The sequence below is a fragment of the Streptococcus suis genome, from assembly GCF_902702775.1.
GTDB classification, from domain to species: domain Bacteria; phylum Bacillota; class Bacilli; order Lactobacillales; family Streptococcaceae; genus Streptococcus; species Streptococcus hashimotonensis.
On the sequence record NZ_LR738724.1, the window covers coordinates 1498476 to 1516614 of the forward strand.

At 40.6% G+C, this 18139-nt stretch carries 13 protein-coding genes and 1 pseudogene; 4 read left to right on the plus strand and 10 right to left on the minus strand.

All coding sequences use genetic code 11. From position 1 onward, the window contains the following. Positions 1-42 precede the first annotated feature (42 nt). The 4 genes from GPW69_RS07395 to GPW69_RS07410 are packed head-to-tail and all read left to right on the plus strand — an operon-like array spanning position 43 to position 3041. Positions 43-804, plus strand: coding sequence for an amino acid ABC transporter ATP-binding protein (locus tag GPW69_RS07395; protein WP_074391798.1), 762 nt, complete (start codon positions 43-45; stop codon positions 802-804). 10 nt (positions 805-814) lie between these two features. Beyond that, positions 815-1654 carry a transporter substrate-binding domain-containing protein gene (locus GPW69_RS07400; RefSeq protein WP_074391797.1) on the plus strand — a complete coding sequence of 280 codons (840 nt, stop codon included), beginning with the start codon at positions 815-817 and terminating at the stop codon, positions 1652-1654. Positions 1655-1668: 14 nt separating this feature from the next. Beyond that, on the plus strand, positions 1669-2367 hold the full coding sequence (locus tag GPW69_RS07405; protein WP_074391796.1) for an amino acid ABC transporter permease: 699 nt from the start codon (positions 1669-1671) through the stop codon (positions 2365-2367). A 14-nt stretch (positions 2368-2381) separates the two neighbouring features. Continuing rightward, on the plus strand, positions 2382-3041 hold the full coding sequence (locus tag GPW69_RS07410; protein WP_024384909.1) for an amino acid ABC transporter permease: 660 nt from the start codon (positions 2382-2384) through the stop codon (positions 3039-3041). Positions 3042-3086: 45 nt separating this feature from the next. Here the strand turns inward: GPW69_RS07410 and GPW69_RS07415 are convergent, their stop codons facing one another. The 10 genes and pseudogenes from GPW69_RS07415 to ccpA form a co-directional block, all read right to left on the minus strand. Further along, on the minus strand, positions 3087-3959 hold the full coding sequence (locus GPW69_RS07415) for a hypothetical protein (protein WP_074391795.1): 873 nt from the start codon (positions 3957-3959) through the stop codon (positions 3087-3089). 55 nt (positions 3960-4014) lie between these two features. Further along, positions 4015-5964, minus strand: a complete 1950-nt coding sequence (thrS, locus tag GPW69_RS07420; protein WP_074391944.1) for a threonine--tRNA ligase — start codon at positions 5962-5964, stop codon at positions 4015-4017. Between the two features lie 114 nt (positions 5965-6078). Further along, positions 6079-6485: pseudogene (locus GPW69_RS10735) on the minus strand (nucleoside triphosphate pyrophosphohydrolase family protein). A gap of 263 nt (positions 6486-6748) precedes the next feature. Next, on the minus strand, positions 6749-7123 hold the full coding sequence (locus GPW69_RS07430; RefSeq protein WP_074391794.1) for a hypothetical protein: 375 nt from the start codon (positions 7121-7123) through the stop codon (positions 6749-6751). A 14-nt stretch (positions 7124-7137) separates the two neighbouring features. Further along, the gene (locus tag GPW69_RS07435) at positions 7138-8451 is read right to left on the minus strand and encodes a glycosyltransferase family 4 protein (protein WP_074391793.1); all 1314 of its coding nucleotides are present in this window, start codon (positions 8449-8451) and stop codon (positions 7138-7140) included. Next, complete coding sequence (locus GPW69_RS07440) at positions 8452-9450, minus strand: LTA glycolipid anchor biosynthesis glycosyltransferase, IagA/BgsA family (protein ID WP_014637671.1); 999 nt, start codon at positions 9448-9450, stop codon at positions 8452-8454. It abuts the gene before it with no gap. Positions 9451-9554: 104 nt separating this feature from the next. Continuing rightward, positions 9555-13601 (minus strand): Ig-like domain-containing protein, encoded by a 4047-nt coding sequence (locus tag GPW69_RS10945; RefSeq protein ID WP_074391792.1) that lies wholly within the window; start codon positions 13599-13601, stop codon positions 9555-9557. 421 nt (positions 13602-14022) lie between these two features. After that, positions 14023-15384 carry a HAMP domain-containing sensor histidine kinase gene (locus tag GPW69_RS07455; RefSeq protein WP_074391791.1) on the minus strand — a complete coding sequence of 454 codons (1362 nt, stop codon included), beginning with the start codon at positions 15382-15384 and terminating at the stop codon, positions 14023-14025. After that, positions 15385-16035, minus strand: coding sequence for a response regulator transcription factor (locus tag GPW69_RS07460; protein ID WP_024384330.1), 651 nt, complete (start codon positions 16033-16035; stop codon positions 15385-15387). A gap of 1067 nt (positions 16036-17102) precedes the next feature. Then, positions 17103-18107 carry a catabolite control protein A gene (gene ccpA, locus GPW69_RS07465; RefSeq protein ID WP_004298830.1) on the minus strand — a complete coding sequence of 335 codons (1005 nt, stop codon included), beginning with the start codon at positions 18105-18107 and terminating at the stop codon, positions 17103-17105. Between the last annotated feature and the right edge of the window lie 32 nt (positions 18108-18139).

Consider the following 18139-nt stretch of genomic DNA (forward strand, 5'->3'; position numbering starts at 1 on the left):
TAAGATGGGAATACCTAAAAAACACTATGCAAGGAGAATTTTATGGCTTTAGTAGAATTTAAAGATGTCAACAAATACTATGGCGACTACCACGCCCTACACAATATCAACTTGGAATTCGAACCTGGACAGGTTGTCGTTCTCCTTGGACCTTCCGGATCCGGAAAATCTACTCTCATTCGCACGATTAACGGTTTAGAGGCAATTGATGAAGGAACGCTCATTGTCAACGGACATGATATTTCCTCTACTTCTATCAAAGAGCTCGTATCACTTCGCAAAGAAGTTGGCATGGTTTTCCAGCATTTTAACCTTTACCCACACAAAACCGTGTTAGAAAATGTTACTTTGGCACCTATTAAGGTTTTGGGAATCGATAAAGCTACGGCTGAAAAAACCGCTCAAAAGTATCTTGAGTTTGTTAACCTCTGGGATCGGAAGGATTCCTACCCTGCTATGCTATCCGGAGGCCAAAAACAACGTGTCGCCATCGCTCGCGGCTTAGCTATGAAACCTGAGCTTCTACTCTTCGATGAACCAACATCTGCCTTGGACCCAGAAACTATCGGCGATGTACTTGCAGTTATGCAAAAATTGGCACGTGACGGGATGAACATGATTGTCGTAACACACGAAATGGGCTTTGCCCGTGAAGTAGCTGATCGCATCATCTTCATGGCCGAGGGAGAAGTTTTAGTTGATACAACAGATGTGAATGGCTTCTTTGATAACCCGACAGAGCCTCGTGCCCAACAATTCCTCAGCAAGATTATCAACCACGAATCTGACAAAGTAAAACTCTAGGAGGAAGTCTATGGATAAGAAAAAAATCAACATTTTCTTTGCAATTAGATTATTGGTCTTCGGACTTATTCTTCTCGTTTTCGCAAAACAACCAGTAGCTCAAACAGAAACACCCGCATCCATTACCAATAGTGATCAAGTTCAAGCTATCATCGATAGGGGCGTGCTCCGCGTCGGAGTGAAACAGGACGTTCCTAACTTTGGCTACAAGAACCCTGATACTGGTGAATTCGAGGGAATGGAGATTGACATTGCTCGCAAAATTGCGGACGAGTTAGGGGTGGCGATTGAATTTACCCCTGTTACGGCACAAACTCGCGGACCACTGCTTGATAACGGTCAAGTCGATATGGTCATCGCAACTTTTACCATCACCGAGGAGCGCAAGTTGCTCTACAATTTCACAACTCCTTACTACACAGATGCCGTTGGCTTCTTGGTCAATAAGGATAGCGGAATTAAGACCTTTACCGACCTGGATGGAAAGACAATCGGTGTGGCTCAGGGTTCTATTACACGTACCCTCATCTCTGAACTAGCAGATAAGTATGGCATTTCAGTAAACTTTGCTGAACTTGGTTCTTATCCAGAACTCTCTGTCTCGCTACGTGCTCACCGTACAGACGCATTTTCTGTAGACCAATCTATCCTTTCTGGGTATATCAGCTCGAAATCTGAACTCATGGACTTTAGCTTCTCAGCTTCTGACTATGGAATTGTTACTAAATTATCTAACAAAGACCTTAACGACTACTTAAATAGTCTCGTAGAAAAATGGACTGCCGATACTAGCCTACAAAGCATCTATGATGCCAATGGCCTCAAACCAGTCACAGAAACTGACGAATAGAAAGGTGAAACAATATGACAGTTTTAACAACTAGTCCTTACTCTTGGGAGAATTGGGTCAGTTATTTCAAGGATTTCCCAACCTTTTTCCAAGGCTTTCTCTTTACCTTAGCCATTTCTGTCGGGGCCTTTATCATGGCCATGTTTTTAGGAATTGTCTTTGGTAGTCTCTCTTCAAGTAAAAATAAAGTTTTAAAAATCATCGCACGTGTCTATGTTGAATACTATCAAAATACACCGCTTTTGGTTCAGTTCATGATTGTTTATTATGGACTTCCACTGATTTCAAATTATGTCCTCATGCCGTCCATCTACTGGACAGCTGTTATCTGCGTGGGCCTCTATCACGGTGCCTATATCGCAGAGGTCATTCGTGCAGGGATTGAGGCTGTGCCTACCGGGCAAACTGAAGCCGCACTTTCACAGGGATTTACCCAGGCTGAAACCATGCGAATCATCATATTGCCACAGGCCATTCCTACGATTCTGCCACCTTTGACCAACCAAGTAGTAAACTTAATCAAGAATACGGCTACTGTTGCCATTATCTCTGGAGCTGATATTATGTTTATGACAAAATCTTGGTCTGCCATGAATGCCAACTACATACCAGCCTTTGCTGGTGCTGCTTTCCTTTACTTCATCATGTGCTTCCCTGTTGCAAGCTGGGGCCGTCGTATTGAAGAAAAGAATAAGTCTGCATTTTCACACTAAGAGGAGGTTGAACGATGAATTATGTTTTAGAATTACTCAAACCTTCAACCTTCCAACTCTTGTGGAACGGCTTGAAACTCACTCTCTATATTTCCAGTATTTCCGTGGTCTTGTCTGTCCTGTTTGGTATGATTTTGGCCATTATGCGAAATGGAAAAAATCCACTCTTCAAGTGGATTGCGACAATCTATATCGAGTTTGTGCGTAATGTCCCAAACTTGTTGTGGATTTTCACTGTCTTCTTGGTCTTCCAAATGAAGTCAACGCCTGCTGGTATCACTGCTTTTACTATTTTTACCACGGCAGCCATGGCCGAGATTATCCGTGGTGGTCTCAACGCCATCGGACCGGGCCAGACCGAAGCTGGTTTATCACAGGGTTTTACTCCAGTGCAAATCATGGTCTATATCATCATGCCGCAGGCCATTCGCAAGATGCTGCCAGCCATCATCTCGCAGATTGTAACGGTCATCAAGGACACTAGTTTCCTCTACTCCGTTATCGCCTTGCAAGAACTCTTTGGTTCTAGTCAAATCCTCATGGGACGCTACTTTGAGGCAGAACAAGTTTTCGCCCTCTATCTCATGGTCGCCTTGATTTACTTTAGCATCAACTTTGCCATCTCAAGCCTGTCACGTTATGTGGCTAAGTCTTGGGCGAGCAGCATAGAGTAAGATTTCTCCCAGCCAGTCGGTTGGGAGTTTTTGTGTTTGTAACAACTATTTTAAGAATGAATAATGATGATCTTTTACCTTGATTGTTACGAAAAAACTTGTCGACTGCACTCCAGGTCTACGAAAACCAATTCTATAGGTTCCGTCTTCCACATTAGAATAGTCAAATGTTTCGACTTTCTGTTTTAAATCAGCTAGTAATTTATCTTCCTCTACTAAGTCGTTTTCTAAACCAAGGTCCTTCTTATTAAAAAATTCAACTTCAATTACCGCCATTTCTTCCTCCATGAGCCAGTCTAAATTAATATCATAAAAACCTGCAAAAGCCCGACCATTATAGCGATTTTCCTCTACCTTTTCATAAAACTTTATCAGTTTTTCATCCTGAGTTTCAAGCCTACCATCCACTTCAAACAAAGTGAAATCTTTTTCTTCCATCAATTTAAATATCTGCTGTGCCTGATTCAGTAAATATTTACCTCTCGGCTGATGCCACATAGCTTGGTCAACGATACCATCAAATTGATACAACATTCCGCTTGGACTATCATCAAAATAGACCGTCATATTTAGTAGTCCGTTTAATGCCTCCTGTCCTTCAATTCGGTTATTGACCAAAGTATCAGAGGATTGAAGTGTAATTGACTGACCGTCTATAACTTCGGTATAATCATACTCTAAAACATCCCATGGGTTACCAATGGCTATAGGACGAAATTTTGTCAACTCCACCTTACCAGTGAAACCATATGACTCCATCCCCTGTTCAAGCATCATCTGATACGATATCAATTCCTCTCGACTAGCCACCCTAGGACTAAATAAGAGACACAAACCAACTATCATGACAATAAAGAAACCAACAATTCCTAACATCAGACCTACAATAACTTTTATTACTCTCTTCATTACTACCATCACTTTCCTTGACTATTATACCAAAAAAGAAGCCCTTTTGGACTTCTTACTTTATTTATTCAGCATCAGCTGGACGTGACTTGCGAGCAATATCTGCTAAGATATGGTCCACAAATTCTGATACAGACTGAGTTTGTGTTGCCTTGCTTCCGTAACGACGAACGTTGACAGCATTGTCTTCCATTTCCTTATCACCGACGATGAGTTGGTATGGAATCTTGCTAGTCTGACTCTGACGAATCTTGTACTGCATCTTCTCGTTCCGCTCATCCACGTGTACACGAACGCCACGGTCTTGCAATTCTTTGGCAACCTTCCAAGCGTAATCCAAGTGAGCTTCCACAGAGATTGGAATCATAGTCACTTGGGTTGGAGCCAACCAAGTTGGGAAGGCGCCCTTGTAGGTTTCAATCAAAATGGCAGTGAAGCGTTCCATGGTCGAGATAACACCGCGGTGAATCATGACTGGGCGGTGCTCCTCACCGTCAGCACCAATGTAGGTCAAGCCAAAGCGTTCTGGTAAGAGGAAGTCCAACTGAATGGTTGACAGAGTTTCCTCATTACCAAGGGCAGTCTTAACCTGAATATCCAACTTCGGACCGTAGAAGGCTGCCTCACCCTCTGCTTCAAAGTAGTCCACACCCATTTCATCCATGGCACCCTTCAGCATACGCTGGGCATTTTCCCACATCTCATCGTTGTCATAGTACTTCTCTTTGTCCTCTGGGTCACGATAAGACAGGCGGAAACGGTAGTCGTTTAGGTTAAAATCTGCGTACACATCGATAATCAACTGGAGAGCTTTTTTGAACTCTTCTTGGATTTGCTCAGGTGTCACGAAGATATGACCGTCGTTAAGAGTCATCTCACGTACACGCTGCAAACCAGTAAGAGCACCAGATTTTTCATAGCGGTGCATCATACCAAGCTCAGCGATACGCACTGGCAATTCACGGTAAGAACGCACATGGTTTTTATAAACTTGAATGTGGTGCGGACAGTTCATCGGACGAAGCACAAACTCCTCACCGTCGCCCATGTCCATAGTTGGGAACATGTCTTCATGGTAATGTTCCCAGTGACCCGAAGTCTTGTAGAGTTCAACCGAAGCCAACGGTGGTGTGTAGACGTGCTGATAACCTGAAGCCAATTCCTTGTCTGTGATGTAACGCTCCAAGGTACGACGGATAGTTGCACCGTTTGGCAACCAGAATGGTAAGCCTTGACCAACTTCTTGGCTGATCATGAAGAGGTCCAATTCCTTACCAAGTTTACGGTGGTCACGTTCTTTGGCTTCCTCACGCATTTGAAGGTAAGCCTTGAGGTCTTTCTTGTCAAACCAAGCTGTACCATAAACACGTTGCATCATCGGATTTTCGCTCTTACCACGCCAGTAGGCACCAGCCACGTTGAGCAATTCAAAAATCTGGATACGGCCTGTTGACGGAACGTGTGGGCCACGGCAGAGGTCAACGTATTCACCCTGGGTATAAATGGTCAAACCGCCCTCATCATCAGAATGCTCCTGAATCAATTCCAACTTGTATGGATCGTTTTTGAAAATCTCAAGAGCTTCTTCCTTGGTCACCTCACGGCGTTCTGAAGGGAAGTTTTCCTTGACAATCTTCATCATTTCTTCCTGAATGCGTGGCAGGTCTTCATTTGAAATCTGACCAGCCGCATTGTCCGTATCATAGTAGAAACCGTCCTGAATAGCTGGACCAACCCCCAACTTAATGTCTGGGAAAAGACGACGAGCCGCTTGGGCAAACAAGTGAGCTGCTGAGTGACGCAAGATGTCCAAGGCATCCTCGTGGTCAGGCGTTACGATTTCAAGCGTGCCGTCCTCTTCAATGGCACGAGCGGTGTCAATCAATTTACCATTAAACTTACCAGCAAGAGCCTTTTTAGCCAAAGACTTGCTGATGCTCTCCGCAATTTCAAAAGTAGTCACACCAGCTTGGTACTCACGAACAGCACCATCTGGGAAAGTAATATGAATCATAATATAAGATATAAAGGGCGTTAAGCGGACACAGACAAAATAGGAAACAGAACGACGACGCAAGCGTCTAGTTCTCGTTTATCTTTTTGGCCCAGTCCGTAGCCCGTATTCAGTTCAACCAAATACGGATGCCCTAGTCCTTTCTATTTTTTTATTTTTAATCCCCAGTAACTCTTCTTTTTGAGTTATCAGGTTTCCATTTCTTTTTGACTGTCAATATCCAGTCGATCGGCTAATTCGATCAACCACCAGATATTTTCAGCCAGTTTATGCTCCAAAGTATAAGGCGTTTCATCATAGTAACGACCCTGCTTGGTCATAATCAGGCGGTTCATACTGCCAATATCATTGGTCAACAAGTCTTTATTTTAAGTTGTTGAGCTGAAACAGTCTATCCCCAGACTGTTTCACTCCTCAATGGACCACTCTTTGTCGTGGTGCTTGACTTCCAACTCTCTGTAAGCCTTGCGAATGGCTAGGCAACGGTCAATCGTTTCTTGTGGAATGCTGGTCAACTTCATCTCCTTGTTTTGTCAAAAAAGAAAATACGACGCCCTCGCAAAAGGACGTCGTAACGTGGTTCCACCTTCATTCGCAGTCACGCTGAAAAGCCTGACTACCTCAGATTGGCGATAAGGGAACCACCCTTTTATGTTTGCATAAAATCATACCGAGTAGTGTCAATCCTATCCTCTATGTGCTTGCACCAACCGCCCACTCTCTCAAAGATTTCCTAGAATTGATAAGTCTCTAGAGGCTATTATAACAAGGATTTTCTGATTTTTCAAGGATTTTTCCTCATTTTCTTTCTTAGAGAAAATAGCAGAGCTCCTATCCCATTTCCAATCAGAGCACATAAGGTGTAGACAATCTGATAGAGAACAATCCATTCCTTAAAGAAAAAGATGGTTACAGGATAAAGCAGTAAAACCAAGGCAAGAAGGCTTGGAGAAAAACCGTGAAAAAATCCATAAAGAAGACCTGTTAGGAATAGTACAATGGGAGTATAGAGCAATATATTCCCGACCACCAGTTCCTTAGAAAGCATGGTGTCACTAATCAGATGAAAGGCAATCAGATAAATACCTGCATACATGGATAGAACAATGAGAGTTGCCAAAACCGGATTCTTCCAACTCTCTTTCCGAAGCTTTTCCATTTGAAACCTCCAAATTATTCAAAGAAATTCCGGATTGATTTTACTTGTTCGACTGATTTTTTCAATATTTTTGCTGTTGTGTCTGTTGATTTAACTACTACTTTTTGCGGTAGGTAAATAGCCTCTTTTATCAAAGCTTCTGCTACACTATCTTGATTAGTATGTTCTTTTCTAAAATCATACGAAATCTTCAAATCTAGATAATATTCAAAAACCTTGCGCCCAAAATTCGTAGAAGAAATCTCATAGAGCTTCTTATCAAGCACATACGGATTCATTGGTGGTGTAGCAATAATTGCCTCAACAACGGCATCTGCCAACTCCTGTTCTCGAATGAAGAGTGTCCCAAACATCTTATCTGTTATAACGTTTTTTAAGTAGGGATTGCTATGTGCCAAAATAGGAGTTCCAGAAGCTAAGCTTTCTAAGAAAGTTAGTCCCTGTGTTTCACTGGTCGAAGCAGAAATAAAGAAATCCGCAGCTTTATAATAAAGCGCTGTATCACTTGGAGCAATCATTCCCGTCAACTGGACGTGTTCATCTAGATTAAGCTCCGCTATCATTTCCTGAAGATCATCTGTATAAGGTCCACCTCCGACAATGACCAACTTCGCCTTTGGATCTTCCAGCAAAATTTTTGGCATTGCCTGAACGATTGCTTGGATATTCTTCTCGTGAGAAATCCTAGATAGACTTAGCAACATCGTTTCATCACTAGCAATTCCTAGTTGTTCCCGCAACTCATCTGTTTCATCCTTGCCAATTTCTGGTCTATCAAACTTTGCCAAGTCAATTCCTGTCGGAATTACTCGTTTAGAAATCGGAACGTTGTAACTCATTAAAAGATCTTCAACAATCTCACTAGGGCAAATTACCCCATCCAAATCTTTTAAAAATGCCCGTACTAAATATTTAACCATCCCGGGACGAATAATCCTCCCCTTGGCAATATAGTGTACGTAGTCTTCATACTGGGTGTGATAAGTATGTACCACCGGAATATCAAGTTCCTTGGCAATCATTTTCCCCAAAATCCCCAAAGAAAATTCTGTATGAGTATGAATAATATCTAGTTTATAGCGACTTGCAATTTTTAAGGCATCTGTAAAACCTGCGTAGGCCACTCGACGATCTTTAAAGGCAAAAAAAGGTACGCTAGGAATTCGGATAATGTCCCAATCTTCGTAGCGATTCACATCCTCATCTGTCGTCGTAAAAATAAATACCGTATGTCCCAATTTCTCCAACTCTGTCTTAAGAGTCCGAATCGAAGTCGCGACTCCTGAAACCTGTGGAAAATAGGTATCCGTAAACAATCCAATCCGCATTTACATCTCCAATACTTGTCGATAGGCATCCACCAATTGGTGGGAAACATTGTCAATCGAGCGACTAACCGCAACCTGGTAGCCCGCCTCACGTTTATCAACCTGCTTGTCTAAGATTTTCTGAATAGAATCAACAAAATCATCCACTGTATGTCCCAATTCGGCAACGTTTTCGTCAATCCAACCATCGTAAACTGGAATATCTCTTAGAACAACATGCTGATGACTAGCAAGAGCTTCCAGAACAACAATCCCTTCTGTTTCCTCATACGATGGGAAGAAAAAGGCATCCGCTCCGCTCATTGCACCTTGAAAAACAGCACCTTTAAAATAACCTGGAAACTCGACATTCGCTGGATGATCTCCCTCAACAATTTTTCTAATATATGACGGAATCAGCCATTTATTGATTGAACCGAGCCAAATGAAGCGGACATGCGGCATCTTTTCGGCTACCTTGACAAAGTCTTCAATTCCTTTACGTCGGAAGTAAAGTCCTGCACAGACAACAACTGGCTGACCTTCTTCAATTTTAAAATGCTCTCGAAAGATTGCTTCCTTACGTTCATCCTTCTTATATTTATCTAAATCAATACCATTCGAAACGGCTATAATTGGCGTTGTCACACCGTAAGACTGGATGAGTTTTTTTGAATACTCTGAAGGAGTGATAACAAAGTCTGCCTTTTGGTACATGCTTGCTAGATATTTCCCTACAAAAGGAGCTAGGGTATTCGAACCGATAAAGGAATTTTGAAAATCTTCCTTCGTGGAATGTCCATGCATGATTACCTTTTTTCCACTCCGTTTGGCTGCATGTAGCAATAACCAGGAGCGTGGACCGTAGGTATTGATATGAATGACATCATAATCTCCCAGCAGGTCTGTTGTATAAGGAATACCTGCCATATCTAGCGCTTCCATCTGGTGTTGAAGTGCCCGGCCAATTCCTGATTTCTCTAAAACAGTTTTACCTTCTAAATACAATAGTACTTTCATAATACCATTATAGCCCTTTTTTACATTTTTTCATATTTTAAACTGTATTCTATCAAAAAAAATTAGCCAGTCGAAACTAGCTAATTTTTCTTCTTTTCAGAGAATTACTCCTCTTCCTCCTCCTTATTCTGTCTGCGTCGCTTATACAAACCGCCAAGAAGGAGGCTTGTTCCAAGGATTCCTGCCCAAGCTGATGATTGTTCACCAGTATTCGGTAATGCACCTTGTCTACGCGGATCTTGAGAGTGGCGAGGAGGGGTTGATTCCGACTCGGAGATGGACTCAGATACAGATTCTGAAATCGATTCGCTAACTGACTCAGAGATAGACTCGCTAACCGACTCTGAAATTGACTCAGAGACTGATTCGGAAATTGATTCGCTAACTGACTCGGAGAGGGATTCTGAAATTGACTCAGATGTAGATTCTGAAATCGACTCACTTACTGACTCTGAAAGAGATTCAGATACGGATTCGGAAATCGATTCGCTGACTGACTCTGAGATGGACTCAGAAACTGATTCGGAAATTGACTCGCTGACTGATTCGGAGATAGACTCAGAGACTGATTCCGAAATAGATTCGCTGACTGACTCGGAGATAGACTCAGATGTAGATTCTGAAATCGACTCGCTTACCGATTCAGAGATAGACTCAGATGTAGATTCTGAAATCGACTCGCTTACTGACTCGGAGATGGACTCACTAACTGATTCTGAAAGGGACTCAGAGGTAGATTCGGAAATCGACTCGCTGACCGACTCTGAGATAGATTCTGATACGGATTCGGAAATCGATTCGCTGACTGACTCTGAGATGGACTCAGAAACTGATTCGGAAATTGACTCGCTGACTGATTCGGAGATAGACTCAGAGACTGATTCCGAAATAGATTCGCTTACTGATTCTGAGATAGATTCTGAGACTGATTCGGAAATTGACTCGCTGACTGATTCGGAGATAGACTCAGAGACTGATTCCGAAATAGATTCGCTTACTGACTCGGAGATAGACTCAGATGTAGATTCTGAAATCGACTCGCTGACCGATTCAGAGATAGACTCAGAGGTAGATTCAGAAATAGATTCGCTGACCGACTCGGAGAGGGATTCAGATGTGGATTCAGAAATCGACTCGCTGACCGATTCGGAAATGGATTCTGAGACGGATTCTGAAATTGATTCGCTAACTGACTCGGAGAGGGATTCTGAGACGGACTCAGAAATCGACTCGCTGACTGACTCGGAAATTGACTCAGAGACGGATTCGGAAATGGATTCACTTACTGACTCGGAGATAGATTCTGAGACGGATTCGGAAATCGATTCGCTCACTGACTCTGAGATAGATTCTGAGACTGATTCGGAAATAGATTCACTTACTGACTCTGAGATAGATTCAGAGACTGATTCGGAAATTGACTCGCTGACCGATTCTGAGACGGATTCTGAAATCGACTCGCTGACTGATTCTGAAATTGATTCAGATGTAGATTCAGAAATAGATTCGCTCACTGACTCTGAGATAGACTCGCTGACTGATTCTGAAATTGACTCAGATGTAGATTCTGAAATCGACTCACTTACTGACTCGGAAATTGATTCTGATACGGATTCGGAAATTGATTCGCTAACTGACTCGGAGATAGACTCAGATACGGATTCTGAAATTGACTCGCTGACCGACTCTGAAATTGACTCAGATACAGATTCGGAAATGGATTCTGATACTGACTCTGAGATGGATTCTGAGACGGATTCTGAAATCGACTCGCTTACCGATTCAGAGATAGATTCTGAGACGGATTCGGAAATGGATTCAGATGTAGATTCTGAAATAGATTCGCTAACTGACTCGGAGATGGATTCTGATACAGATTCTGAAAGAGACTCGCTGACTGACTCGGAGATGGACTCAGATACAGACTCGGAGATGGACTCAGATACAGATTCGGAAATTGACTCGCTGACTGACTCGGAGATGGACTCAGAAACTGATTCTGAAATCGACTCGCTGACTGACTCGGAGATAGATTCAGAGACGGATTCTGAAATCGATTCAGATGTAGATTCCGAAATAGATTCGCTAACTGACTCGGAGATAGATTCTGATACAGATTCTGAAAGAGACTCACTTACTGACTCGGAGATGGACTCAGAAACTGATTCTGAAATCGACTCGCTTACCGATTCTGAAAGGGACTCAGATGTAGATTCAGAAATTGACTCGCTGACTGATTCTGAGATGGATTCAGATGTGGATTCTGAAATCGATTCGCTAACTGATTCTGAAATGGACTCAGATACGGATTCTGAAATTGATTCGCTGACTGACTCGGAGATAGACTCAGATGTAGATTCACTAGTTGATTTCGCGATAGATTCTGATTCTGAGTTGGAAATTGACTCTGACATTGACTCAAAGGTAGACTCACTAATCGAGGTAGATATTGATTCAGAAGTGGATAACGAAATGGAGGTCGAATTGTATTCGCCCCTGGCAATTGCCGCATTAGCAAACATGTAGTTTTCATTAGTCCACTGGCTTCCAGTATTCATCGTACTGTTCGCATAAGTTGTCTCTGTCAAAATATTCTTTGTTGAATTAACATCAACTCGGCTGCTAACAACAATTAACAACGGTGAACCTGTATAGCCACCAATATTCAACCGTAAGGATTGACCATTTGTGCCAAAACTGGAGGTTATCCTATTTGAAGCATCTGCATAGTTCGAAAAATCCCCCTCCATACTATCAATAAACTGTCCTTGTGGCACACTATAGGCACGAATAGTAGTTGTTGCCGCTGAAAAACTGGATGCTCCTTTGGAAACAATCTGCACAATTTCATTGTAATTACTATTGTTCCTTCCGTTCTCGTTTATATAGATAACATGGTCATAAGTTCCGTTTGTTAAATTAATATTGGTCAGAAACGCTCGGAGAGAATAGGCACCATCTGATCGAGAAACTGGATCTGAATAGCGAATATAAGAAGACTGCGTCGCTTGATGTTGATTATTCAAAGTAATCGTAAATTGCTGATTTCCTTCACTCTGTACAACTTTTTGGTCCACAAATACCGAAAGATTAATACTTCCCGTAACAGATTGCAAATCATCAACATTCGAATTCAAAGTGTAGGTAATTGTACGAGTATCATGATTCCAAACCCCTGTTGCAATAACTTTTCCATTTACCACAATATCGGGAATTTTTACATTTTCCGGTACCCCGCTACCTGACAGACTCAAATTTTGAGATAACGTCACTGTAAATTGATCTCCAGCTTTAGCTAAATCATTTATGGAAAAATCTAAGTTTGCTCTTAACTGCCCCCCTGATAAGCCCATTGGTTCAACCGTCGAGGGAATCGATAATGAAACAGTTCCTGAAGTGATAACTTCTTGATTGGTCAACCTTCTAAAACCACTACCGACACTTGCCGAATAAGTCCGAAACTCTTCAGCCAAACGTGTCAAATTGATTGCATCCTGACCATACTCCAAGGCTGCTTTATCTAATTCCTCTTGTGTCCGACTCTTATCTTGTAATAGTTGTTCAGCCAGTTTTAACTTTTCTTCTAAGCGAGTTCGTGCCTCCAGGTAATCTTTATAAGCCTGAGAATCTGCCTGTTCACCGGGGTCAACCAATTCCGTAAGCGCCGCTTTCATCGAAGCCATTATAGCCTCTAGTCGACTATTATCCCTTGCAAGAGGAACAGTTTCCTCCTCCGATATTGATTCTTCAACAGTCTCCTCCACTACCTCTTCTATAACAGGTTCTGTACTTTCTGAAACACTATGCTCACCATCAATAGATGCGGGCTCAGCATTATCCGATACAACCGTATTCATTGTGACTTCATCAGTCATTGCCAGCGCTGTTTCTTCTGTATACTCTGAAGCATATACGACATCCTCAGTCACAACTTGCTCTATCGCTACACCGCTCAATAACGCCCCTATAGATACGATCCCCTTGACCATTGATGGACTTGAAATTCTTACATCATCCAAATCTCTTGCCAATTTTCTTTTGCGAACAAGACGTGTTACTCTACGTAGCCACTTCTTTTTTACCTTATGAAGGCGCACCTTTGTCTCGCTGATTAGTTCAACAGTTCGTCCTCCATCTTCACCTGTTCCCATAGAAATACCTCCTTTTATTATATTGTTTTTTGGCCTATTATTAGTTTAACATTGTGATTTTATTTTAGAAAGGAAATATATGCAAAAATATCTGTTTTTACTCTGTTTTTTTTGTACTAAAAATCTATACATGTTTATTGGTAGTCATGAAATACTGGCAAAAGGTATCATCTAATAAGAGAAAATCTCTTACAAATCATATCTTTTCCCTGATAACATTTTTTAATTTTGACTCGCAATACGGCCATTGGAAATCAAATAAGCTCCCCCTATTCGTGTTGATACTAACACATAATAACAAGCAAAAAAAGGAATTTCTTCCTTCCCACATTCCCATCCCCCCTATTACTTGAGCATAAAAAAGAGAGAGAATACTTGTATTCTCTCTACTATTTACTTAATACAACATGGGCGATAAATTTTATAAGTCAAAGTCGATGCGAAAACGCATAGTACTATCGTCAACCACTGTGAAACTATAATTAAAACCATGCTTATCCAAAACTTGCTTCACTAAATACAAACCAATCCCAGTTCCCCCATCTTGCTTAGCACGACTATAATCCGGTCTATAGAAAGGAAGGAACAACTTTTCTATCTCATCTTCAGGTAAAATATGGGCCACTTCATTATCCACAATAAACGTCCCTTGTTTGCAAATCAGACTAATCTTTCCTCCTGAACGACTGTATCGGAAAGCATTATCAATAATATTTTTTAAAGCCTTCATCAACAAGACACGATCACCTTTTATAGATGTCGGAGACAATATAGTTGAGAATTGATACTGGTTAACAATCGCTAATGCATTGTAACTCGCCATTGATTCCTGAAGTACTTCATCTAGTTGGAAAATCTCTTCCGGATTTCGAGTAGAAATTTCCATATTAGTTGCATCCAAGATGGAATGTACCAACTCTGATTGATTTTGTAAAATTGTACGACATTTTTTCAAATAAAGGTCATGATTTTTAAATTCTCCTACATTATAAATCATTCCCTCTACAAGCCCCATCATACTGGCAATCGGAGTCTTTAGTTCATGAGAAGTCATCCGAAGAAATTCTGATTTTTCACGTTCTCTATTCTGTGCCTGTTTCGTCTCTATTCTCAACTCTTCAATACTCATTAACAGTTTAGAGTAGAGACGATTCACATCCTGAGCCAAAACAGAAATTTCATCCTGACCAACTACCTGACATTCAATCCCGCTTTCTAAACTTTGCATCTTACGTGCAGTCTCTGAAATCAAAGCAATTCGTCGAGTAGACAATTTACTATAAATTGCTCCCACAATCAGTGCCAGAATAATAATCAAGATCATCACGAAAGGATAGAGGGTCAAGAGTGATTGACTGACTTGTGAAAGACCTGTAAAGCCATATTCCGCCATTAATATATAGGTTGATTTTTCTTTAGAAACAAGCGTTGTCGACCATGACCCTACTTCATCGTAGGAGCTAAGATTTTTATAATTAGGATGTCTCCCCTGATCATCAGTTATCAATTCTTCTCTTGGCCAGAGTCGCTCACCATTACTATCAAAAAGACTATACAATAAATCTGGACGATTCAAATCATACTTTTCAATATTGGTCAGAATATCTTCGTTCGATTGACCGTCCAAATTAACCATAACAGTATTAAAATTATCTCGTAATTCTTGACGTCTCTGCTGATTATAATAAATCGGCATAGCAAAATAAAGTAGGGCAACGAGAATGAGGGATGTAACTGAAATTAGAGATGTAACGATAATAAATTGTCTACGGGCAAGTTTCATCTAACCCTCTTCAATTTGGTAACCACGACCAACTACCGTTTTTAAGTGTAAGCTAGGCAACTTTTTACGAATATTTTTAATATGATTATCTAACACACGACTATCCAATTCTGTATACCCCCAAATTCCCATCATTAGATTATCTCGACTCACAATATTACCTTTTCTTTTTGCCAAGTAGAGGAAGACCTCATACTCTTTCTTCGTTAACTGTACTTCCTGCTCCCCTACATGAACATAGCCAGCCTGTTGATCAATAAGGATGTCACCTATTCGTATAGTCTCATCCACATGTTTTACTTTTAAAATATTTTCAATTCTCTTCATTAAAACAAGAGGTGAAAACGGCTTTGTCACAAAATCACTTATATCCTGATTAAAGCTAATTAATTGAGTATACTCATCACTTAAAGCAGTCAAAACCAATACTGGAACAGATGAAATTTTCCGAACTGCTGTCAATAACTCCAATCCTGTCATCGTCGGCACCATAATATCCAAAATAAGCAGATCAAATTCCATTTTCTGGATTTCTTCTAGTGCCTGTCCACCGTCAAATAGAGGTAAAACATCGTGACCACTATCTCTTAAAAATTCGCAGACTACCTGATTAATAACTAAATCATCTTCTAATACTAAAATTTTTGCCATGCGCTCTCCTTCCATTTTTATAAAACAATCTAGCAATTCTAACAATTAGGTAGCCTGCAATGGCAAAACTCCTAATTCTTAGCGAAAATGATTACACGCCCGCAAACGTTCGTTCGCAAGCCTACTCGCTATCTATTTTTATCGGAAACAAAATAAAGCCTCTGCAAGAACTCAAAACTGTACAGAGGTAAATAATGTAAAAATTCCACCTCATATCACTAAGCTTACGAAACAAAAGTTCGTGTCGTCCAACTTTTTGTTCATACAGCTTGTTTTCGTTAAAAATAGATTAACGAGCATGTCAAGGTGACTAGTGGAATCAATAAAATATCTTGCTCAAAAATTAAAACATTGTAAGAAAACTAATGAAAAAACAAGTCTTCTACTTTCAAACATGCTCCAATCATTGAGCTGTCATTCAAACAATCTAACTGTCCCCCCGAACAGCCTCTATAAAATATCACAATTGCTTGGTAAAAACGAAGGTCTCATCAGATGAATTTGCTACAAAAGTAAGTAGTCTTGATCTCTGTGATTCCAAATGCAAAATATATTCATTTTAGCAAAGATATTATATATATAATCCCCAAAAAATTCAACTAATCTGTTCAAAAATATTTTTATCAATCAAACATAGTCTATTTCCCGTGCAATATCAACAGAGTTTATGTTGAAATATGTTGATATTTTTTCAAAAAACAGAAAAAAAATACATTAAACACGGTTTTTTTGTAGATTTTTTTGATATTATTATAAAGCAAGTGTGATCGGAATAATTTGAATATCAACCTAGCCATTCACTTTTTAGTATATGCTAGATTTGATTGGTCTTATATATTTATAGTTGCATTTAGCAAACTATTTTCCCCCAAAAATATACGACCAATTTTTCAAAAATATGTTGTAAATCCTCCCCCAGGTAATATACAACTCGTTTAATCACTTGCTTGGTAAAAAGAGAGAGCAATCACGTTAACTGTGACTGCTCTTTTATTTTTATATAGATTAGAGTATTCCTTAGTTTATAAAAATAGCACTCACAATAGATGAAGTGCTATTTTCATTTATCACTTAGTTGATTTCCGTACTTTGATTCCGTGGTTAAGAACTACCTCACGGTTTTCCAACTCTTCCTTATGCATGATTTTGGTGAGCATGCGCATAGCAATTGCACCAATATCGTATAGCGGCTGATTGATAGAGGTCAGGTTTGGACGGGTAAACTTGGTCACTAGGGAATCATCACTTGTAATGATTTCAAAGTCTTCTGGAACCTTGATGCCCATATCACTGACACCATTCAATAGACCAGCAGCAATCTCATCTTCTGCAACATAAGCTGCAGTTGCTCCTGCATTCAAAATACGTTCTGCTAGAGCGTAGCCTTCCTCGTATTTATACTTGGATTCAAAAACCAATCCTTCGTTGAACTCGATTCCGTTGTCCTTCAAACCTTGTTTGTAGCCTGCAAAACGAACTTTACCATTGATGTCATCTACAAGCGGCCCTGATACAAAGGCAATTTTCTTGTTGTTCTTAGCTAACAGATTGACTGCATCAACACTAGCGGCAGCATAGTCAATATTGACACTAGGTAATTGGTGCTCCAAATCCACGGTACCAGCTAAAACAATCGGTGTACGTGAGCGTGAAAACTCCGCACGAATCTTGTCTGTCAAATGATAACCCATGAAAATGATTCCGTCCACCTGTTTTGAGAATAGGGTATTTACTACATTGATTTCTTTCTCATCATTTTCATCACTGTTTGCTAGGACGATATTGTATTTGTACATATCGGCAATATCATCGATACCTTTGGCCAAGGTTGCAAAATAAGCATTAGCAATGTTTGGAATCACAACCCCCACAGTGGTAGTCTTCTTGCTGGCCAATCCACGTGCAACAGCATTTGGACGATAATCCAAACGGTCGATGACTTCTAATACTTTTTTACGAGTATTTTCCTTTACGTTTTTATTCCCATTTACCACGCGCGATACTGTCGCCATGGATACACCTGCTTCGCGGGCAACGTCATAAATCGTTACCGTATCGTCAGTGTTTAACATACGTTATGTACTCCCTTTCAATAGTTCTAGTT